Source organism: Saprospiraceae bacterium, assembly GCA_016719615.1.
Lineage (GTDB): Bacteria > Bacteroidota > Bacteroidia > Chitinophagales > Saprospiraceae > Vicinibacter.
In genome coordinates this window covers 796,003-818,129 of record JADJYQ010000001.1, presented here as the reverse complement: position 1 = coordinate 818,129, position 22,127 = coordinate 796,003, and the positions used below count along the sequence as shown (strand labels likewise).

Below are 22,127 nucleotides of genomic sequence, written 5' to 3'. Positions count from 1 at the left end.
GTTAAGGCATTAATTTGAGTGCATCCTCAACTTTCGTGACGGGTAATTTACATACTTTATTTCTACAGACATATATGTAGGTACTCCCTTCCTGGAGTTTCTCTTTCAACAATTCCAAACTTTCTTTTTGTGCGTTACCCAATAAAATAACATGAGGTAAATAACTTGTCAATAATTGCTGCTGCAGTTTTTCATATTCAGGATCTACAATCGCAACTTCATAAGGAGGTTTGCAGAATTGAATATATTGCCGCAACCAATTTGAATAAAATACCGGATCCTGAATGGCAGGCCCATCTATCATGCCTTTGACCATATGTTGGCTACGCTTTAGATAGTCTGTGTTATAAAAATACAAACCCAGCTTATGCAGTACATCCGCCATTACAGAATTGGAGGAAGAGATCACCTGGTCTACCATTTCCTTTTTACGGGCAATCAATTTTGTATCTTCTGAGGCATTGTAATAGAAATAAACACCATCTTCATCAGTAAAAGATTTCAAGCTTTGTTCACAAAGTTTAAGTGCTGTTTGTAACCAGGATTCATCAAAACTGATTTCATACAATCGGATCATGGCTAAAATCGTAAAAGCATAATCATCTAAAAAACCATATTGAACATTTTTGGATCCAGGAACAGTCCGATAAAGTTTTCCTTCAGGGCTCAGCATCTCTTTTACTAAAAAGTTTCCGGTTTTTAGTGCTTCCTTTTTATAATTTTCATCGCCCAAAGCTGCACTAGCATCTGCCAAGGCTATGGCCATCATGGCATTCCAGGCACAAATGATTTTTTGATCTCGCTTTGGAGCCTTGCGTTGTTTTCTTACCTCTAATAATTTCAAGCGAATAGTCTCCAGATCATCCTGAATACTTTTGACATCTTTTGAAAGTTCTTTTGACAGTTGTTGAATGGATGTTGTCAAAAACAAAACATTTTTTCCTTTTTCCCAATTGCCTTCGTCCTTTAGATGATATACTTTAATGGCAAGTTCAATTAATTTATGATCGGCCAGTATTTGTTTCACTTCATCTAAAGTCCACACGTAATATTTACCTTCTTCGCCTTCTGTTTCCGCGTCAAAGGACGAATAATATTTCCCATCACCGGATGTAAAATCCGATTGCATAAAATTCAAAGTTCTGATCAAGGTATTTTTGTACGCTTCCGTTTTAAATTTTTTATAAGCATCAGCATATAAACTGATCAATTGAGCATTGTCGTACAACATTTTTTCGAAATGTGGTACCCGCCAATTTGGATCTGTGGAGTATCGGGCAAAACCACCGGCAAGTTGATCATTGATACCGCCATTCATAAGTTGCTTCAGGGTTTGATCTACCCAGTTCGCAGCTGTTTTATCAGTTACAAATCCGGCATACTCCAACTGATAACGCAACAAAGGAGGTAATGGAAATTTGATGTCGCCTTTTTTACCACCCCGGGTCAGGTCAAGATTATTTAAAACTTTCTGTTGTATGGTTTTTAATTCAGTTGCTTCAAAATTTAAATGATCGTTGGTCAATTTAAAACGATGATCACTCTGTAAATGGTTGGAAAGCTGATTGGCAATTTTTTGCAATTCGTTTTGATCCTCGTGGTATAAATCGTTGATCTGAGTTAATAAATTCATCCACTCATCCCGGTTCAAATAAGTGCCAACCCAAACAGGCCTTCCATCTGAAAGTGTAATGGCATTTAATGGCCATCCGCAACCACCATCAGGATTCATGATCTGGCAAGCCGTCATGTAAATTTGATCAACATCCGGTCGTTCTTCGCGATCTACTTTGATATTCACAAAATGAGCATTCATTAATCGGCTTACCGCGGTATCTGAAAAAGATTCACGTTCCATAACATGGCACCAATGACAAGAAGAATAACCGATACTTACAACGATGAGCTTCTTTTCTGTTTTAGCCTTTTGAAGAGCTTCTTCATTCCATGGAAACCAATCGACCGGATTATGCGCATGCTGCAAAAGATAAGCAGATGTCTCGTTGACCAGGTGATTGGTTTTTGAAATTGTCTGGTTGCCGGAATTGTCTTTACAGGAAATGAAAAATACGCAGACAACAATAAGTACAAGATATTTCATAAAATCGAAAACCTTTTAAATATGATTAGGATGGCTTTTTTTTTTTTCGCGGTGGCAAAGGTATTCTTTTAATTGTTAGTTAGGAATAAATTAGCCATTTCCACTGCGTTAAGTTATCTCCACTGGCCTTTTCTCAAATGGTTTATTGAATATTAAATTTTCTAAGTAATTAAAAAATAGGCCAGTATATAAAAATAATTTGTATATATTTATGCAAACTTCTATAAAATGAGTTGGAGAAGACTCAATGGTGACATCATTGAAATTCCGATATTAGAGGCCGTCGAACAAACCATCGTCAGAGAAACAGAGCAAGGTTACAAACTTAAACTCTGCATTGGTACCGACAGCCAGACCCGAGGTAATCATGTTGATTTTGCGACTGTTATCGTTTTTCTGCGCGAAGGAAGAGGTGGTTTTATGTTTATTCACCACAGCTCAACGAGAAGTAACATGGGTTTAAAAGAACGCATGATAACAGAAGTTGCCAAATCTATAGAAGTGGCATATCAACTATGTGATTTGTTGGAAAATTACCATATCGCTTTGGAAGTTCACGCCGACATCAATACCGACCCAGGATTTAAATCGAATACTGCATTACGTGAAGCTATGGGCTATATCTTATCGATGGGTTTTATATTTAAAGCCAAACCCGAAGCATTTGCCTCTTCATATTGTGCTGATAAAGTTGTTTAAATTATGATGAATATTTAGAGTAGGGATTTCAAAACATTCCAAGAAATAATATTATATTTTGCGAGTTCCTCCTCTCCTAAATTAAAAGGAATAAAATTTGCTGTCTTCAAATCGCATGAATAAAGGGCGAATCCTCGTGCAAATGGCCGGAGAAGTTCCTCTAATGATTTTTATAACTTCAGAAAACTCAATCCTTCCAATTTCATATCTCCATTCATGACCTCAATAAAATAAAGTCCTTTGTTAAAATTAGAAAGTTCGATATAATATTCTTGTTTCGCCAAAGTTGCAGAAAATAACTGGCTGTTGATTTTACGACCATACACATCATAAAAATTGAGTATTATTTGTCCATAGCGGTTGTCTGTTTCGTTTTTTACCAGGACTCTGTCCTGTGCCGGATTGGGATAAACAGAAAACTTAACATCGTGTTTGGTTTGTCCAGATTTTCGGATGGTGATTACTTGAGAAAATTTATAAGTTCCATCTTTTTCAAGCATTTTCAATCGATATGCTGCAAACGGCGTTATGTATTTATCGAGATAACTGTAGTTAAATATTTCATTGCTAGATCCAGTGGATCCTTTGCGTACGTCAATTTTGTCCAAATAGCTGAATGCGGAGGTGTTTGTGCTACTTTTTTCCAATTCAAAATGTGAAAACAAATGATCGGAACTGGCGGTCCATTCAATGAGATTGCCTTCAGGCTTTGATTCCCCTTTAAAAGCGAGTAACTTCACAGGTAAAACAACGCCACATACAACTACTGCACCATTTCCATTAGGTCCGCCTTCAGTGGCTCTGAACATATCGCCCATACAGGCAATATTTGTCCAACCTCCGGTTGTGCCATCTCCTGTAACGACTATTTTAGGAACATATGCGATGGGTGGTGTCGAACCACAGTTGATTTTGACTTTGAAACAAAATGGTTCTAAATCCGGAAAACTGGCATTTGGTGTTCCAATGCCATTATCGCCATAATTATTTTTAGGATTTCCATCACCTTCGTCTACATAAAACCCGGCACCAGGTAAATCGAAATTAACAGCACTTGCAGAGTCGATAAATTTCCATTTCCGGCTCCCGTGTTGGGCATCCTGAGACCCTGTCAGACCTTCACATACAATGGCTCCCTGGGGCAGATTGTCCCAAGCTACAAAAATACCATGTACCCAATTGGTATTGGATTCAAAAAAGTGTGTGAGTGTAAAGCAAAAGTTTATTTCAACATTGCCCGTAGCGGGATCAGAATAAGTGCCTTGACCGCCGCTTGCTGTAAAGCCCGTGAGTGTAACCACACCTTGAGCACATTGTGACCAAACAGTTCCATGGATACCTACCATCCAAAAAAATGCAATGGTGAGACGAAGCAAGCGAAAAGGATTCATAGGATGTCGATTTGCGGTTTCATAATAGATCACAGCGTACAGTAAGCAAAAAACATGCCAAAGAGCTCCATCTGCATTGTATAGCAATTAATATTTATATGTTTTATATTGATATAGTTTAATTAATACATTAAATAATTTTAATATATTAAATTATATTATTAATAAAGCTAATTTGTAAGTTCCTGATTTAAAATTGGGCTTAACTTGATGAGTCCGATATGAACACCATAAAAATTGCCCTCTGTGCATCGGGCATACAATTACAAACCACCTTGCCATGACTCCGTTATTTTTTCAGCAAGCCGGTATTTTGAATAAAATCAGAATCTTTGTCAAATGCGAATTTTAGAAATAAAAGGCTTGCAAGGATTGGACTTTTAAAGTTTAATTTTATGCCCGAAAAATAAGTTATGACCACAGATCAATCCTACATTCAAATCTTTATTACGGGCGGAACCTTTGATAAAGAATATAACTTTGTAACAGGCCAGCTTTATTTTAAGGATACCCATCTTCCGAAAATGTTGGATCGCGGACGTTGCACCTTGGAAATTGATATCAAAACTTTGATGATGCTGGATAGTCTGGATATGTCGGATGCTGATCGCGAAATCATCATTCACAATTGCCGGAAGAGTCCTTCCAATAAAATCCTGATTACCCATGGGACAGACACTATGAGCCTGACCGCAAAAGTGCTGGCAGAAAGTAATTTGACGGGCAAAACGATAGTATTGACAGGAGCTATGATCCCTTATGCATTTGGAAACTCTTCTGATGGATTTTTTAATCTTGGCAGTGCCTTGGCATTTCTCCAAATTCTAACTCCCGGTATTTATATTGCCATGAATGGGCGATATTTTAATTGGGACCAGGTTCGGAAGAATACAGCTACGGGATTTTTTGAATATCTTTGAGAGCGATATCCCATGTTATAATTCCCTGAAAAATACCCTATTGTATAGAATTTCACTTACATTTGCATAATAAATACTTTTGATATGAAGTCTTATTGTATCGTCGCTTTAACACTGATATTCGGAATTTTTTCGGAAGTCAGTGCCCAATATTTTGATTACAAACAAGGTTTGGTTGCGAGGAAGACTTTTTATGATTTCGGAACCCTAAGGGATGAAAATGCCGGTGCCATCAGAAATTATCAGAATGGTTTTGAACTGGCATATATCCGCAATTTTCCAAATCAGATTTCCGTCATGTTTCCAATAGGCGCCGGAGTTTATCGCGACAGTTCGAATGCATTTGTAAAATCTCCATTTTATACTTTTGGTGCTCAGGCACAATTACTACTCAAGAAAAATTTCAATTGGATAAATCCCTATATAAACGGTGGTGTCAATTTTATACTTCCAAAAGGAAAGGACTTTGCCATTCAAGTGCCTTTGGGATTAGGACTCATGTTTAAAATGCATCCGCAGGTCTATTTAAATATTCAATCTGACTATCGCGTATCTGTAGCTAATTGGGAAGGGCATCTTCAACATCAGTTTGGATTTGTTTATTTTTTCGGGAGCAAAAAACCACAAGAGGAAGCTGTGATTCAAAAACCAGATACTGATGGCGACGGAATCCCGGATGATGAAGATTTATGTCCCGGGGTCGCTGGATTATTAAAATTTTCTGGTTGTCCGGATTCTGATAAAGATGGAATTGAAGATTCAAAAGACAAATGTCCGGAGCTTGCCGGACTTGAAGAATTCATGGGATGTCCGGATACTGATGGGGATGGCATTCCGGATACCGAAGATGAGTGCCCTAATGTGAAAGGTATCAAAGAACTCAAAGGTTGTCCGGAACCAGATAAAGACGGCGATGGAATTCCTGACAACAAAGACGACTGTCCCGAAAAGGCAGGATCAAAAGAAATGAATGGCTGTCCGGACACAGACGGGGACGGAATTTCAGATAAGGAGGATAAATGTCCGGATAAAGCCGGCAATAAATCTAATGGTGGATGTCCGGAAGTAGCTTTAAAAGATAGTGATAAGGATGGAATCCCGGATGCTGAAGACGAATGTCCATTTGCCGCCGGACCTGAAAAGCATAATGGATGTCCCGACACAGATGGAGATGGAATTATGGATAAGCTCGATGGTTGTCCCAATACGCCGGGTCCAATTGCAAACAAAGGTTGTCCTGTGATTGAAAAAGCTGATATTGAAACTCTGGATTTTGCCATGAGAGCTGTACAGTTTGACCTGGGCCGGGCAACTTTGAGAAGTGAATCCTTTTCAATCTTAGATAAAGTTGCCAAAATTTTGAAAAAATATCCCGATTATAACTTAACCATTGCGGGCCATACAGATAATTCAGGCAGTGCAGGATTCAATCTGGACCTGTCGGAAAGGAGGGCTAAAATATGCTACGAATATCTCATATCTATCGGTATTTCTGCATCCAGACTGAGTTATGTGGGTTTCGGATCCAGCAAACCAATAGCACCAAACGACAATGAAACCGGACGATATCTGAACAGAAGGGTTGAATTCAATCTTTTGCCCAGATAAGCTGAAAAAGTACCGGATTTAAAGAAACTGTCATATTATTAAGTGCTTACTATAGGCCTTTTGCGGTTTATGGGTTTATCTTTGCGCCTGTTTTAGAAAAAACCATCAAATTTTATGGCAAATACTTCAGATATCCGGAATGGACTTTGTATCAATTTTAATAACGATATTTACGTAGTTGTTGAGTTTCAACACGTAAAACCAGGTAAGGGCAATGCATTTGTAAGAACCAAGCTCAAAAGTATGACCAGTGGCAAAGTTGTCGAAAATACCTTTACTGCAGGACATACTATTGATGATGTGCGCGTTGAGCGAAGAAAAATGCAATATCTTTACAAAGATGAATCGGGTTACCATTTTATGAATTCGGAAACGTTCGATCAGGAAGCTATTTCTGAAAATCTTCTTGAAAATGGTGAATTTTTGAAAGAAGGCATGGAAATTGAAGTGCTTTACCACGCTGAGAAGGATATTCCCTTAACTGCTGATTTACCACCGCATGTAATTATGAAAATTACCTATACGGAACCGGGAGTACGCGGAAATACGGCAACCAATGTCCAAAAATTGGCAACTTTGGAATCCGGAGCACAGGTAAAAGTGCCGATATTTATCGAAGAAGGTGATGTTGTAAAAGTGGATACCCGAACAAAAGAGTATCTTGAACGCGTTAAACAATAGGAAAATGAACTTTAAAGAAATTCAGGAACTTATCCGCCTTGTAGGAAAATCTGGAGTTTCCGTTTTTAAAATCAAGGAAGGTGAATTTGAGATGACTATTAAGACTAGTCAGGAACAGCACATTGTGCACTCCATGCCTGCTACACAAGCACCGCAGATGATCCATTCGCCGGTCGCTGCGATTGCGCCTAAATTTGCTGATCAATCATCCGGTGGAATAGCTGAAAATGCAGCAGAAGACAAAAAATATCTCGAAATCAAATCACCGATGGTTGGTACTTTTTACCGATCTCCGGGGCCTGAAAAAGGTCCGTTTGTAAAAGTAGGTGACAAAGTTGATTCCGGGACAACTGTGTGCATTATAGAAGCCATGAAACTATTTAACGAAATTGAAAGTGAGGTCAAAGGTACCATTGTAAAAGTGGTCGTAGAAGATGCTACACCTGTTGAATACGATCAGGTTTTATTTCTCGTAGAACCCTAATTTCCGACTCCATGTTTAATAAAATACTCATAGCCAATCGCGGTGAAATTGCCTTGCGCATCATTCGCACTGCTCGGGAGATGGGCATCAAAACAGTTGCGATTTATTCAACTGCTGACAGGGAAAGCCTGCATGTGCGATTTGCAGATGAAGCCGTCTGTATTGGTCCACCCGCTTCTTCCCAATCGTATTTGAACATTCCGAAGATTATGGCAGCTGTGGAAATTACAAATGCAGACGCTATACATCCAGGTTATGGTTTTTTGGCAGAGAATGCAGAGTTTGCTGAAATTTGTTCGCAATACGGAATTAAGTTTATAGGCCCCTCCCCGGATCAAATCCGAAAAATGGGCGATAAAATTACGGCCAAGGATACGATGATCAAAGCTCAGGTACCCGTAGTGCCTGGGTCTGATGGGCTATTAAAAGACCTCAAGCAAGGTAAGAAAATAGCAAAAGATATCGGCTACCCGGTCATCTTAAAAGCCACTGCCGGAGGCGGCGGACGAGGGATGCGCATTGTAACGAAAGAGGAAGAATTTGAGGACATGTGGAGCATTGCCCGTCAGGAAGCAAAAGCCGCATTTTCAAATGACGGGATTTATATTGAAAAATTCATTGAAGAACCACGTCATATTGAATTCCAGATTATTGGCGATCAGCATGGTCGCGTTGTTCACCTTTCAGAAAGAGATTGTTCGATCCAAAGAAGACATCAAAAATTAGTAGAAGAAAGTCCTTCGCCATTTATGACTTCTGAACTGCGGGAAGCGATGGGTGAAGCGGCTATCAAAGCCGGCAAATCGATAGATTACGAAGGTGTAGGTACTGTTGAATTTTTGGTAGACAAATACCGGAATTTCTATTTTATGGAAATGAATACCCGGATTCAAGTAGAACATCCCGTAACGGAAGAAGTCATCGATCACGATCTCATTAAAGAGCAAATAAAAGTAGCTGCAGGCTTGCCCATTACGGGTAAAAATTATTTTCCATCCATGCATGCTATTGAAGTAAGAATCAATGCTGAAGATCCGTTCAACGATTTCAGACCAAATCCCGGAAAGATTACTTCCCTGCATACTTCCAAGGGACATGGAGTCAGAGTTGATACTCATGTGTACTCCGGATACACCGTTCCACCTTATTACGATTCTATGATTGCAAAATTGATTTGCAAAGCTCAGACACGTGAAGAGTGTATCACTAAACTGGAAAGATCTTTAGATGAATTTATCATCGAAGGAATTAAAACGACGATTCCATTTCATCAGCAATTGATGAAGAATAAAGATTTTCGCGAAGGCAACTTCCATACCGGATTTCTAAATACATTTAAACTAGAGCCACCCAAGTAGCTCGCTACTTTACGATAAACACGAGTGAAAGCTTTTACAAAACTGATGCGCCTCGTAGCCCAATTCCGCTACAGGGTTTTATTACATTTTTTCTTTTACATCCTATCTACCTTTTTTACGATACTCAGCATTCCTGCTATTATTCCATTGTTGGAAATGTTGTTTCAAAAACAAATACCTGTTCAAACAAAACCCTCTCAAATTCAGAATTTGAGCGATGCCATGAATGCCATAAAATTTCATTTTGCAGAATGGATCAATAGTATGGACAGATCACAAGCCATCATGCTCATTTGCGGAGGACTTGCGCTCATCTTTTTATTAAAAAACTTTTTTCGTTACCTTGCTATTTATACGATGATCCCGGTCAGAGTTGGGATTTCTGCCATCCTGCGACAAAGATTGTTTGACAAATGGATGCGATTGCCGCTTTCCTATTTTTCAAATGAAAAAAAAGGTGATTTAATTTCGAGAATGACCACTGATGTACAAGAAGTGGAATACAGTATTTTGTCCATGCTTGAAGCCTTGGTCAAAGAACCATTACTTATTATTGGAAGTGTTGGTATCATGATTTATACCAGTCCCGACCTCACTTTGTTTGTCCTTGTATTAATGATGTTTACATCATTGGTGATTGGAGGCATATCGCGCAACTTAAAAAAACAATCCGGAATAGCTCAGCAAAAAATGGGCGATCTTATTTCCGTTCAGGAAGAAAGCTTAGGAGGCTTAAGAGTCATTAAATCATTTACTGCCGAACATTATGTAAAAAACCGATTTTCAACGATACTTCAATCGTATAAGAATTTGTTGATTCGCATGCACCGGCGGAGAGATTTATCATCTCCGCTTTCAGAATTTTTGGGTGTAAGTGTTGTTTGTTGTTTAATGTGGTATGGAGCAGAACTCGTTTTTAAAGACCAACTCTCAGGTTCTGTTTTCATCGCATTTCTGTATGCCTTTTTTAATGTGATAGAACCTTCTAAAGCATTATCTTCAGCTTACTTTAATATTCAAAAAGGGCTCGCAGCCGTAGACCGGATTTTTGATGTTTTGGAATCAGAGGAGCAAATACATGATTCTGAATTTTCCGTTTCTAAAATTCAAATTGAAAAAGAGATTCGCTTTGAAAATGTAAGTTTTAGTTATCCGAACCAGTCTTTGGAAGCATTGAAAGACATTGAACTCGTCATAGAGAAAGGAAAAACCATCGCATTGGTTGGAGCGAGCGGTTCCGGAAAAACCACGCTGGTTGATTTGTTAGCCCGATTTTATGATGTGACCCAAGGCCGCATTCTCATTGACGGCACCGACATTCGCAAGATCAAATTAAATGATTTGCGGAAGATGATGGGCATGGTAAGTCAGGAAGCCATTTTATTTAATGACAGCATCCGCAACAATATACGCTTTGGGAGGAATGAATTTGGAGATGAACAGATTCAGGAAAGTTTAAAAACCGCACACGCTGAAGGCTTTGTAAATGAACAAACGGAAAGATTGGACTACAATATTGGTGACCGGGGATTAAAATTATCTGGCGGGCAACGTCAACGGATCACTATTGCCCGGGCGGTGCTCAGAAATCCGCAACTCCTGATATTAGATGAAGCCACATCTGCTTTGGATTCCAACTCCGAAAAAATGATCCAGGAGGCCATGGTAGACGTCTTAAAAGGCAGGACAGCAGTCATTATTGCGCACCGCTTATCGACTATAAAAAATGCGGATCTCATCATCGTTTTGAAAGAAGGCAGGATCATAGAAAAAGGCAATCATGAAGAACTGTTAAAATTAAATGGAGAATACAGTCGATTTGTATCTTTACAATCATTTGAATCTTAAAATAACACAAAATGCATAAATTTTTTACAAAATCAATTTTGTCCATTTGCTGCATGAGCTTTGTAATTCTGCAAGCTCAAACGGTACTTACCAACAAAATCCAGCCATCGGTTGGCGATTCACTTTATTTTGCACTGGATTCAACAACTGTTGGAATCAGTTATGGCACACCGGGACCAAACCAGGAGTGGGATTTTAGAAATCTAAAAATTACAGCCAGCAGATCCGAAGTATACAGGCCCGCCTCAGCTGGCAATCAAGCTGCTCGTTTTCCATCTGCAGATGCAGTTTTGATACAAGGAATCAACGAACAGTATTTTAAATTTTATGCAGACCGGATTGAGTTGTTGGGAACAGCAACTTTAGGCGGCGGACCATTGCCGGGAGTTGGTGGAGCCAATGTATTTCCTAAACCTGTAGTTATCCAAAAATTTCCGGAAGCATATCTGGATGAATTGATGTATGTCACTTCTAATACGGTCACACTTCCTTCTTCGATACTTCCTGACAGCCTTTTAAATTCATTGCCTCTGAGACCTGATTCTTTTAGAATTATTTTCAGCCAACGATTTCAAAAGATAGCGGATGCCTGGGGAGAACTCAAGTTGCCGGCTAAAAACTGGAATGTACTCCGCGAAAAAAGAACGACTACGGGATCAACTAAAATCGAAGCGAAAGTAGCTATACTGGGTTGGGTCGATGTTACTGCATTGGCATCAGGAATTTTTGGCGGCCTCTTTGGAAACATCAATAATACTTCATATGCATTTGTAAGTAATGAGACGAAAGGTGTTGTTGCACAAGTCAATGTGGATACGCTAGGCAATATTCTAACGATCAGCTATAAACCGGATGATAAAACGTATACAGATGTTTCAAATTTAAAAATAAAAGGAGCTCTTAAGGTTTATCCCAACCCAACTTCCGACTACCTCACCATTGAAATGCCAAATAAGCATTATCAGTATTCGCATTATGAAATTGTAGACCTGAAAGGTAAAATGGTTAAACGCATTTTGGCAACAACAGATTTTATAAATTTAACAGATATAGAATCCGGCATATATTTCCTTCGTGTTTATCAAAAGAAAACATCAAATCCTATTTATGAACAGTCGTTTGTAAAAAAATAGAGTTAAGGAACTAGACGGAAAAACTGTTGATGGATACGAGGTTTATTTGATCTTACATTTATCACAAATCAGTTCTCAAATTTTTACAAATTTCCAAACAAGACTTCCTTGTTTGGTATTGACATTTAGAAAATAAATACCCGGAATTACATCAGCAACATCGATTGTTAACTTAGTCACTCCATTGCTTAAAATTCTTTCTTGCAAACAACCCGAATGATTGAAGATTTCAAAACTTTGCCGAGAATCTGAGCCCTTAAATTCTATAGTCATCTGACCAGACATTGACCTAAACGTATCGCCTAAACAAATACTAGTTTAGTTCCTCTAGTTGCGACATTTCTTTAATAAAGTAAGCATTCTCAAAATAATAAAATTGTGATTCTTTATAAGTAAAGTCTCTATGAATTAAATCCCTCAAAAATCCGGTCAAATACTTTTTTGTAAAATCAGTTTTATAATAATAAGTGTCTATTCCGAAAATAGGTCTCTCGATTAAATACTGCTTATTCATTTTAGTATAATCAAAATACTCAGCAACAATAAACAATTCAATGGTATACTTATCGCAGAATGATTGCAACAATTCAAGTTCAATGCAAGATTTACTTTTGCAATTGGGCCGCCAGATATATACCAATACCTTTGTTAATTTTGATATGCAATATTTAATATCAATTCCGTTTACAATAAATATTTTATTCTTTTTTGTTACCGAGCTCTCACATTGATAATGATTGGAATCAATAATATTTATTTTAAACTTATTTAGTTCCATCCGATTAGATGTCAGTCCTTTTAATGAACCCTTTATTTGGCAATTAAAGCTACTGACCATACAAAAGAAATACAAAAATGTAAATTGATGTGGTAATTTGAACTTCATGGAATTAATGTCAATCTCTTATATTTTCACCTAAAGTTACAACCTATTAATTTACGAACAATTTAATTAAGGATAATATCCATTAAATCCCGAATCAAATTGAAAAATAGAGCCCTGAATATAAATACAAGGCTCTTATTTTATAAACAAATTAAAAAATACACAATGATTCAATAACACAGAATATCTACAGTATACCCACCTTGAGATCCAATATTGGATAAGAATTGATAAACCCCAGCTTTCATTTTAATTGTATCAAATTCCTGGATTATTAATGTTGGATTAATGATGTCTTCATCAACATACAAATTCCATTGGTTGATAATAGCAGAATCTTGACCATTATAAGCTGAATTTAATTCAATAGTTAAAATTCCAATACCTGTCGTATCATTCAAGTTTAGATCACCTACAAGTGGTTGAGGATCGCAAAACCAACAATCCCTAAAATTGCATAAGCCCCAACTTCCACAATTTCTACTTTTTCTACCCCATTCATCCCATTCAACATGATAAATTTTCCATCGTTTTTGCAATTTTTGATTTGTATTATTAGGTTCTTGAAATAAATTTTCAGAATCACACGATACAAAAATTAGGATTAGCATCCAAATCAACTTTGATATTTTATTATTTGACATTTTCATCATAAATTATTATTTTGACTGACCGGCAGTACACACCGTTGATGTTTTATGGCATAATCTTGGAACTATGCAAGAGAACCAATATCTCATGCTACGACATCAGTAAATAAATTTCTTAAAAAAACTCAATACTATCTGATTTAGAAATAGTAAGATTAGGATTGTTTTATTAGACCGAATTATTCCATGAAAATCACTGATTTGCAATATTTTTTTCAAAATAAATCTTTCAGTTTCAGAAAAATCATCCGGTCAAATCCAGTCGGGTGGCATAAGATCAATGTTCTCCATGTTTATGGGTTTTGATGGTTAATTAATCGCCAATCTTCTTGACTCAGAGACGAGAATGCTTAAATCTACCGCATCGGTTGCAATATATATATATATATATGGAACATAAAATGAACGTTATTTTAACATAATTTTAACTAAATCAAGTTCCTGAATCAAACTCAGCATATCTTCATTTTAAGCATCTGAATTTATTTTACATTAAAAGCATATGATTACTAATATAACCTAGATGGTTAAATATTCCTGCTCTTTTTGATGCACAATTTCCTTATTTTTAAATCCAAGAATCTTCAATACTATGCTTTCCACCATCCGATTTCGCACGACATAAATTCTTATTAATTTTTCATGAATGGGCACATCAGGCTCACACACCAATATCATTTCATCACAATAAAAATCTGCAACAAAAATTGTGGATAGGCATTCAAAATTCCATGAATGATAAGATGCTGCGGAAGGAATTATAAATATTTAAATTTTATGTTTCGAAGATGATGTCAAAATTCTCTATCTGAATCTGGCATTATACGAAGAAGTTTTCTGGCTATTAGTATAACATTTAGTTTGCGGGTTCTCATGTTTTTAAAAGTGCTTCCTAGCGTCTATTGGGAACAGGTTTGGGAAAACGGATTTATTTTGGGTATGTTACTAATATTGGGGGTTTGCGTTTTTTAATTTTGAGTTTGGGGTTCGGTAGCGGGTTCGCCGACTCACCCCGGCGCTTTGCGCCACCCCTCTCTGATCTTTGGCAAGATCAAAGAGGGGATACCACAGTAGGCTTCCCTCTTTTTTGTGCCAACAAAAAAAGAGGGTGGCGTACAGCGCTAGGTGAGTCTAGATTTTCGGATTTTTATTGAACAGAAATTGTATTAGTTCAATTGTACGATGACAATGCCATCATTATCCAATTGATGCTCCAAATTATTATAGAAATCATTTATCGAACTGGTCCTTACAATTCCTTTTCCATAACATTGCATCTAATGTCAACGAAAATTCAGAACTACTTCCTCCTCTTCTTCGGTTTTACCAATTTCATTTCGTCGACCAGCCATTTGGCGCCGGCGAATTTGTCGATAATAAAAAGGATATACCGGGCATCTACCATGATGTTGCGACATATACTCCGGTCGTAATTGATATCGCTCATCGTACCTTCCCAAACGCGGTCAAAATTTAATCCGATGAGGTTGCCATGTGCATCGATGGCAGGACTTCCTGAATTTCCGCCGGTGGTGTGATTGCTCCCGATGAAGGCAAGCGGCATCTTACCATTTTCGCCGTAGATTCCATAGTCTTTATCGCGGTATAATTGTTGCAATTTTTTGGGCACATCGAATTCGTAATCGCCAGGGATATATTTTTCCAAAACACCATCCAGATATGTTTGACTCTTATACATCACTGCATCTTTGGGTTGGTAGCCTTCCACATTGCCATAAGTTACCCGCAAGGTAGAATTGGCATCAGGATAAAATCGACGTTCCGGAAAAACCTGTAACAATGCAGCCATGTGTTTGCGACGCAACTCTGCAATTTGATCTTCCAGTTCTCCGCATAATTTGTATAAATCATTGTCTAAATAAAATTTCATTTCATCGTAAAACTTCCACAAAGAATCTCGTTTCACCTGGATGATCCATTCTTTGTAAGGCAGTCGCATCAATTCCGCCAAAGATTCTTTTTGTGTAAATTTACTGGAATGATAAAGCTCTGTTGTAAACTTTACATAATCGTTTTGATGGCGATTTAATCCTTCCTTTAGATATGAAAATACAAATGCGGGATTCATTTCTTTGTGGAATTGTTCAAGCAGACTGGAAAATATTTCCCGATCAATTTTTGCATCAAAGTCTTTAAAATGACCTTCTATATTATCGAGGATAGCTTGTTTGCGTGTATTAAAAATTTCTTCTCCCCTACCCTCATAGGTATCGATCAATCCCGCCATCAGGCGATAATAAGTTACCAAATCAATATTTCTGTAAAAGGTTTCTAAGTAGTATTCTCTTGCATAAGCAAACGGCTCAAGTCTTTTGTATCTAAAATCCAAATCCGAGATCAATGAGCGGTGCATTTTAAATTCAGGTTTTGCATCTACAGCTATTTGAAAAGTTTTGTCCTCTTTATCCTTTTTGTCTAAACCTTTACTAACGCGAATACCCAAATTCTCACCGATCCATTTTTTCCAGGCATTTGCTATTCCAGCATATTTAGATGAATACTGGATTTTGGCTTGAGCATCAGCTCTCATATGCTTATCCATGATTTTAAGGGTCTTGTCGCGAAGAGAAATGCGCACGGGATTTAATACTTCTATTTGTTGTCGAACACCTTCTTTAGTTAAATATTCATTGGTTCTTCCCGGAAAACCGAACACCATTGTAAAATCACCATCCTGCACACCTGCAATGGAAACCGGGAGAAAATGTTTGGGCACATATGGTTTATTGTCAGATGAATAAGCTGCCGGCCTATTATCGGCGTCCGCATAAATGCGGAAGAGTGCAAAATCACCTGTATGCCGTGGCCATACCCAGTTGTCAGTATCGGCACCAAATTTTCCAATAGATTCAGGTGGCGCTCCCACCATCCTGACATCCTTATAGTTATCTGTTACAAATGCAAAAAATTGATTGTTGTTATAAAATCCTCTAATGAATACGTCCTGATCTTTTCTCTTTTCAATGAGTAGCTTTAGTTTCTCAATATTCGCATCAATCTTATTTCTGCGTCGATTCTCATCCCATAATGGATCAACCTCTTTTAAAATCTGGCCCGTAACATCGTCAATGCGCACAATGATGGTTGCGGTCAGTCCTTTGCAGGGCAATTCTTCTTTATGGTTTTTAGCCCAAAACCCATCCCTTATGTAATTATTTTCCAAACTCGTAAAGGACTGAATATAACCATAGCCACAATGGTGATTCGTGAGTAAAAGACCCTGATTGGAAATGATCTCAGACGTGCAACCACCGCCGAAATGAACAATGGCATCCTTCAATGAACCTTTGTTGACGCTGTAAATATCTTCTGCCGATATTTTCATTCCCATTGATTTCATTTCCTTTTCGTTCAAGGCTTTCAGAAACAAGGGCAACCACATGCCTTCTCCGCAGAAAAGAGCATTTGAAAAAAGAATGAATACAAAACAAATGGACAAGGTTTTTTTTAACATTTGATAATAGTATTTAATGCAAAATAAAATTGAAGTACTTACAAAGATACACAGATCATTTTTATTCAATAAGAAACACACACTTAGCTTCTATTAGTTTATTAAGCTTGAGATTTTCATGGCTTTTAGATTATAAATATATCTTGATTTGAGAACCAAATTTCTGGGTCCATGAGTTAGCTAAATTTGACTTAAAATTGAATTGATCGCCAAAAGGAAAGATGGTTTCAGCTCATCCAAAGATTTCTTATAAATTTTACAATAATAAAAAACAAATATTTTGCTAATTCGTCAAATCTAAATTCCGGCTGACTAAATACTTAAACTTACTAAGATATAAGCCAACATAAAATAGAAAAACATCCCTATAAATGTAAAGAAAAATATAAGTATACCTGCTAATAAAGCGATTAGCCAATTCCTTTTTGACCAGTTATAAACAAAATAAGTGCACATACATAAAGTCAACAAAGGGGGTAATATTTTTTGCAACCATATTGGATCCGGAATATATCTTTTAAGAAAAAACAGCGGAATACTGATGAGCAAATTCATTCCAATAAGATAAGCAGCAAAAATGCTATGATGTACAAATTTAGGGTCTTTGGAACGCCAAATGATATAGTTACCCAATGCTGTAAACGGCAAACACAAAATCCACAAAAACGAACCATACTCTTCAAATATCTTTGAAATTCTCTGCTCAAATTCATTCTGACTTTCATTCGGACTAAACGCACTTACTCCTAACCACTGCGAGATTAAAAAATTGATCGAAGCCCAAAAAAGTAAAAACTTTATGGGGTGATAAAACTGTTCTCTATCCTTTTCTATGAAGCTTTGAATCACTAACCCGGGTCTTCGAAACAGCTCTTTAATCGTTGTAAATAATTTCCGTTCCCAATTCGTTAAATACTCAAAAACGACATTAAAAAAGGAACCAAACTGAATAGCTCTGGATCGGGCAGGTCGTCCGCACTGACTGCAAAATGGTCCTTGAAGTTCAGATCCGCACTTTGGACAATTATCAATCTTCTCCATATGCTTGAATCACAATTATTCCAAAAAATGGCATCCCTATATTCGATTTATTTTATATTCGAATACTTTGCTTCCATTGCTACATTTCAAAATATAACTGCCCTTTTGCAAATGATTTAACTTCAATTCAAGCTGCTGTCCAAATTGCCTTTGATCTCTGATTAATATTTCTTTGCCACCCAATTCAAACAATTGAATTTTTAATTTATAGATGGGTTCTGCTTTGGATTTGATGATAAGTCTGTCAGAAAAAGGATTAGGATAGATTTCCAAAAATTCATTGCCGACTATTTCAGTATTGGTGAGTTCTTTAACTTCCAGATTATTCCATTCAACCTAACAATTGTTAGCATCTTTTAATTTTAAAGTGTAACTCCCCGGTACCAATTGATCTATATCTTCTTCTGTAGCTATCAAAATACCGTCTTTATACCACTCAAACATGTAAGGAGGCGTATTCCCTTTTACATTGATATGAATATAACCATCAGTCCCTGTACTGTGCCTGATGTCTGAAACTACATTAAAGCTGTCGGGCTCTGTTATTACAAACTGTTTTAAAAAGCTGCATTTGTTGGCATCAGATACCTGTAAAGTATACAGGCCTGCCGGCAGAGAAGAATTGATCGCTTTATCGCTTCCATTTGACCAATTGTAAACAAAAGGCAGCCTTCCTTTAGACAGTCTTACTTCGATGAAACCAGACTGATCTCCATTACATAAATTATTGAGCTGCCGGAAAGAATCCAGATTGGGATCTTCAAATTTCTCAATGATGATGGTATCTGAAAAAGGACAATTGGCAGATTTATTTAAAATCGTTAAAATAAACCTACCCCCCTCCTGAGTTTCCAAATTATAATCCGGAATAACATTATTTGAAGGAGTCTTCCAAACATAATCAAAAAGGAGCGTGTCTTTAACCATGCCCGGTTCTAAAAGTAAGGATGAATGTTGGCAATCCAAATGCGTATAATTAGAAGTGATCTTAAAATTGGGTCTAGGAATCACTCTTATGTAAACGGTATCCAAGCGCATGCATCCCGTTGGAGAAGTATATTCTAAAATGTAATTTCCGTTTTGGTTGAAATGATTAAAGATCCCGGCATTAAATTCAATATTATTTTCAATAACTGTATCCAGACGTGGACCTCTCCATCTGAAGGTGCCGGTCAGTTGATCCTGACTTTTAAATAATATTGTGCTTCCGGCGCAAACTTTTATGGAATCCTTTAATTCAAAACTTGACTGGTCAACACTCGTAAATAGGTTTAATGAAACGGGTGCACAATCAGGAAGATCAATAGAATAAAATCCTCTTCCATAAGTGCTGATATACATTTTTCTCAGACCCTGATGTAATTCAATATCTGTCACCGAAGTGTGGGGTAATCCAACACCGTAATATTGCCAGTCAACATTATCTGCATCTGAATAGAACACGCCAAAATCAGTACCTATGAACAAGGTATTGGAAGCCTCGTCATAACTGATGCACAAAACCGGAGTATTGACCATATTTTTGGTGATATTGATCCAGGAGGTTCCCTGATTATTGGATTCCATTACTTTGATGGCGCCATATGCTCCCCGGGTGCACCACATCCTGTTTGCATTTTTTGGATGAAATTCAAAGCCGGTGATTTCGAGATTACTAATCAGGTTTGAAGTTTTCCAGGTTTTTCCAAAATCTTTAGATGCATACATGATATTGCCTCTGGATGCCACTATAAAATTCGTATCAACAGGACTTATGCGCACTTCCCTTAAATCATTATCTACATGCCCTGTAAGATTTGAGCTGATTTGTCGAAAGGAATTTCCCCTATCGTGAGAAACGAAAACATCATTGTATCCGATGATGAATGTTTTTGGATTTTTAGGATTCAGTCCGAATGGCGTTACCCATTGTCCTGGCAACGATGCTCCAATATTTGTAGTGATGTCATCTAAACTATTAAAACCATTGGTCGTGCGATAAACTGCATTGCCACCCCAATATTCAGTATACCCGATATTGGCGTTGGTTGGGTCCATGATCTGAGTCATGGCATCGCCTCCATTTGTGTTACCCCAGCTTCCATTCGCCCTTCTGACCCAGCCTCCATTATCCTGGCTGCCCCCAATGAGTACCGGCGGGATGCTTGTAGAGATCGCCATTTTATAAAACTGAGTAATGGCAAGACCATTTACCAATTCATCCCAATTTTCTGTGCTTTCGCGATAGCGATAAACTCCTCCATCGCAACCAAAATACAATTCATCGCGATTGTTGGGATGGTGACCAATGAAATGATGATCTGCATGAATTTCGGGCAATCCTCGGCCGCTGGCCCACCAATCTGTAATTTGATTCCAGTTTTTACCGCCGTCTGTTGATTTATAAATAACGACATAACCACAATAAAGTATGGACTTATTGTTTTGAGAAAAATAAAGCACCAAATTTTCAGGCATATCAGATACGAATTCAAAGGATGCGGCACTGTTTTTTGATAAATAAAATTTTTTTCCACCATCAACACTCATATTTAATCCCAGATATTCTCTGTCTGCGAGAGTAGTAGCAAATTTTAAAAACACTTTTTGCAATCCAAAATCGCTGGTCTGCTGAAAGCTATTTCCTCCGTCGGTTGATTTATAAACATTCGAATTTCCCCAGTAATCATTACTCGCTGCATAAACTACGCTTGTATCTCCCGGCTTATAAACTACATCTGAAAAATTTTCAGTTCGAATTTGCGCCCAGGTGTTCCCGCCATTGAATGTTTTATAAATGCCATCACTTGTTGCAGCGATAAGAATTGCCGGATTAATTGGATTCATTTGCAAAGCATAAATCACTTTATTATCAGTGAGTTTCCAATTTAATGCAGTTGGACTCCAGGTCGTTCCACCATTGGTTGTTTTATATACACCCATACTGTATTGCCACCACCCTTCTTTCTCGCCCAAAGTCGCATAAAGTGTATTGGGACTTGAAGGATTCACAAGAACGATTCCTACCGGCTGGTAAGGCAAATTTTCAGCAATGGAAGCATAGGTTTTTCCACCATCCAGCGTTTTCCAAATCCCGCCATTGGGCGATGCTACAAAAAACGTATTGGGCTGACTTGGATGAAAACTAACATGTGTTGTTCTTCCCATACCCCAATAACCGCCTGTGTTTTTCAGAGGTCCCTCGTGTTTCCATTGCGGGATATTTCTTAAATTTATAGGAGCAGTTTCATTGGATACGCGATTGTAAACTTCCCACTGCTGGAGTAAATCCGGAAAAGTTCCGTCTGCATTGATCCTATCCCTCCAATACCATTTCCATCTTTCGAATTTTAATTTATCGTCGTCCAGAAAATCTTTATTTTTATTTTTTCTGAATTCACCTTCGCGATACGCCTCGTTTTCCAATTTGTTCTTGCGAATCATTTTGTCAGCTTTGCGACAGATCTCATAATAATCGTGGCCATCTTCGATATACTCTCTCAATGCCCTTACTTGTGCGTTTCCGTAAAATCCAGTGAGGATCATGATAAGTATGAGAATGCGCATTTTCATTTTGTTAAATTTTCAACAAAAATACCTAAAATATAAGTTTTTTAAAGTCCTCGTTTTTTCAAAGGCAAGTACCTGTTATCTAATGCTTTATAACATTTAATTTCATTTTCGAAATTTGGCTTATTCATGAGAGTTTATGGTCTTTAAACCTATCATTTTTAACAATTCCGGGTCTTCTATACAAGGAATCCCTTTAAGTTAATAGCCTGGTAAATATGGAGATCCATAAAAAATATTAAAAATGATAAAATAGTATTAATTTTATAAGTCGGGTGAATAATTCTCTAAAAAATCAAATTT

Annotated in this window: 18 protein-coding genes; 8 read left to right on the top strand and 10 right to left on the bottom strand. The window is 37.5% G+C overall.

The window, feature by feature from the left end:
• Nucleotide 1: 1 nt before the first annotated feature.
• Nucleotides 2-2,101 (bottom strand): thioredoxin domain-containing protein, encoded by a 2,100-nt coding sequence (locus IPM92_03330; protein ID MBK9107424.1) that lies wholly within the window; start codon nt 2,099-2,101, stop codon nt 2-4.
• 228 nt (nt 2,102-2,329) lie between these two features.
• Between IPM92_03330 and IPM92_03325 the strand changes: the two genes are divergently transcribed.
• On the top strand, nt 2,330-2,800 hold the full coding sequence (locus tag IPM92_03325; GenBank protein ID MBK9107423.1) for a hypothetical protein: 471 nt from the start codon (nt 2,330-2,332) through the stop codon (nt 2,798-2,800).
• 170 nt (nt 2,801-2,970) lie between these two features.
• Here the strand turns inward: IPM92_03325 and IPM92_03320 are convergent, their stop codons facing one another.
• Complete coding sequence (locus tag IPM92_03320; GenBank protein ID MBK9107422.1) at nt 2,971-4,191, bottom strand: T9SS type A sorting domain-containing protein; 1,221 nt, start codon at nt 4,189-4,191, stop codon at nt 2,971-2,973.
• A gap of 413 nt (nt 4,192-4,604) precedes the next feature.
• Here IPM92_03320 and IPM92_03315 point away from each other — a divergent pair, with 413 nt between their 5' ends.
• From IPM92_03315 to IPM92_03285, 7 genes are all read left to right on the top strand, one after another.
• Entirely contained in the window at nt 4,605-5,111 is a 507-nt protein-coding gene (locus tag IPM92_03315; GenBank protein MBK9107421.1) for an asparaginase, read from the top strand.
• 84 nt (nt 5,112-5,195) lie between these two features.
• The gene (locus IPM92_03310) at nt 5,196-6,719 is read left to right on the top strand and encodes an OmpA family protein (protein ID MBK9107420.1); all 1,524 of its coding nucleotides are present in this window, start codon (nt 5,196-5,198) and stop codon (nt 6,717-6,719) included.
• A 114-nt stretch (nt 6,720-6,833) separates the two neighbouring features.
• On the top strand, nt 6,834-7,400 hold the full coding sequence (gene efp, locus IPM92_03305; protein MBK9107419.1) for an elongation factor P: 567 nt from the start codon (nt 6,834-6,836) through the stop codon (nt 7,398-7,400).
• Nucleotides 7,401-7,404: 4 nt separating this feature from the next.
• Nucleotides 7,405-7,884, top strand: a complete 480-nt coding sequence (gene accB, locus IPM92_03300) for an acetyl-CoA carboxylase biotin carboxyl carrier protein (GenBank protein MBK9107418.1) — start codon at nt 7,405-7,407, stop codon at nt 7,882-7,884.
• An 11-nt stretch (nt 7,885-7,895) separates the two neighbouring features.
• Nucleotides 7,896-9,242 carry an acetyl-CoA carboxylase biotin carboxylase subunit gene (accC, locus tag IPM92_03295; protein MBK9107417.1) on the top strand — a complete coding sequence of 449 codons (1,347 nt, stop codon included), beginning with the start codon at nt 7,896-7,898 and terminating at the stop codon, nt 9,240-9,242.
• Between the two features lie 45 nt (nt 9,243-9,287).
• On the top strand, nt 9,288-11,090 hold the full coding sequence (locus IPM92_03290) for an ABC transporter ATP-binding protein (GenBank protein MBK9107416.1): 1,803 nt from the start codon (nt 9,288-9,290) through the stop codon (nt 11,088-11,090).
• An 11-nt stretch (nt 11,091-11,101) separates the two neighbouring features.
• Nucleotides 11,102-12,223, top strand: coding sequence for a T9SS type A sorting domain-containing protein (locus IPM92_03285; GenBank protein MBK9107415.1), 1,122 nt, complete (start codon nt 11,102-11,104; stop codon nt 12,221-12,223).
• Between the two features lie 75 nt (nt 12,224-12,298).
• Here the strand turns inward: IPM92_03285 and IPM92_03280 are convergent, their stop codons facing one another.
• The 8 genes from IPM92_03280 to IPM92_03245 all read right to left on the bottom strand — a co-directional run bounded on the left by IPM92_03280 (nt 12,299) and on the right by IPM92_03245 (nt 21,827).
• Complete coding sequence (locus tag IPM92_03280; GenBank protein ID MBK9107414.1) at nt 12,299-12,496, bottom strand: T9SS type A sorting domain-containing protein; 198 nt, start codon at nt 12,494-12,496, stop codon at nt 12,299-12,301.
• 40 nt (nt 12,497-12,536) lie between these two features.
• Nucleotides 12,537-13,109 (bottom strand): hypothetical protein, encoded by a 573-nt coding sequence (locus tag IPM92_03275; GenBank protein MBK9107413.1) that lies wholly within the window; start codon nt 13,107-13,109, stop codon nt 12,537-12,539.
• A gap of 170 nt (nt 13,110-13,279) precedes the next feature.
• The gene (locus IPM92_03270; GenBank protein ID MBK9107412.1) at nt 13,280-13,720 is read right to left on the bottom strand and encodes a hypothetical protein; all 441 of its coding nucleotides are present in this window, start codon (nt 13,718-13,720) and stop codon (nt 13,280-13,282) included.
• A 558-nt stretch (nt 13,721-14,278) separates the two neighbouring features.
• Nucleotides 14,279-14,437 (bottom strand): hypothetical protein, encoded by a 159-nt coding sequence (locus tag IPM92_03265; protein ID MBK9107411.1) that lies wholly within the window; start codon nt 14,435-14,437, stop codon nt 14,279-14,281.
• 622 nt (nt 14,438-15,059) lie between these two features.
• Nucleotides 15,060-17,162 (bottom strand): S46 family peptidase, encoded by a 2,103-nt coding sequence (locus IPM92_03260; protein ID MBK9107410.1) that lies wholly within the window; start codon nt 17,160-17,162, stop codon nt 15,060-15,062.
• 384 nt (nt 17,163-17,546) lie between these two features.
• Complete coding sequence (locus tag IPM92_03255; protein MBK9107409.1) at nt 17,547-18,275, bottom strand: DUF3667 domain-containing protein; 729 nt, start codon at nt 18,273-18,275, stop codon at nt 17,547-17,549.
• Nucleotides 18,276-18,311: 36 nt separating this feature from the next.
• Nucleotides 18,312-18,548 (bottom strand): T9SS type A sorting domain-containing protein, encoded by a 237-nt coding sequence (locus tag IPM92_03250; GenBank protein ID MBK9107408.1) that lies wholly within the window; start codon nt 18,546-18,548, stop codon nt 18,312-18,314.
• Nucleotides 18,549-18,611: 63 nt separating this feature from the next.
• Complete coding sequence (locus IPM92_03245) at nt 18,612-21,827, bottom strand: hypothetical protein (GenBank protein MBK9107407.1); 3,216 nt, start codon at nt 21,825-21,827, stop codon at nt 18,612-18,614.
• Between the last annotated feature and the right edge of the window lie 300 nt (nt 21,828-22,127).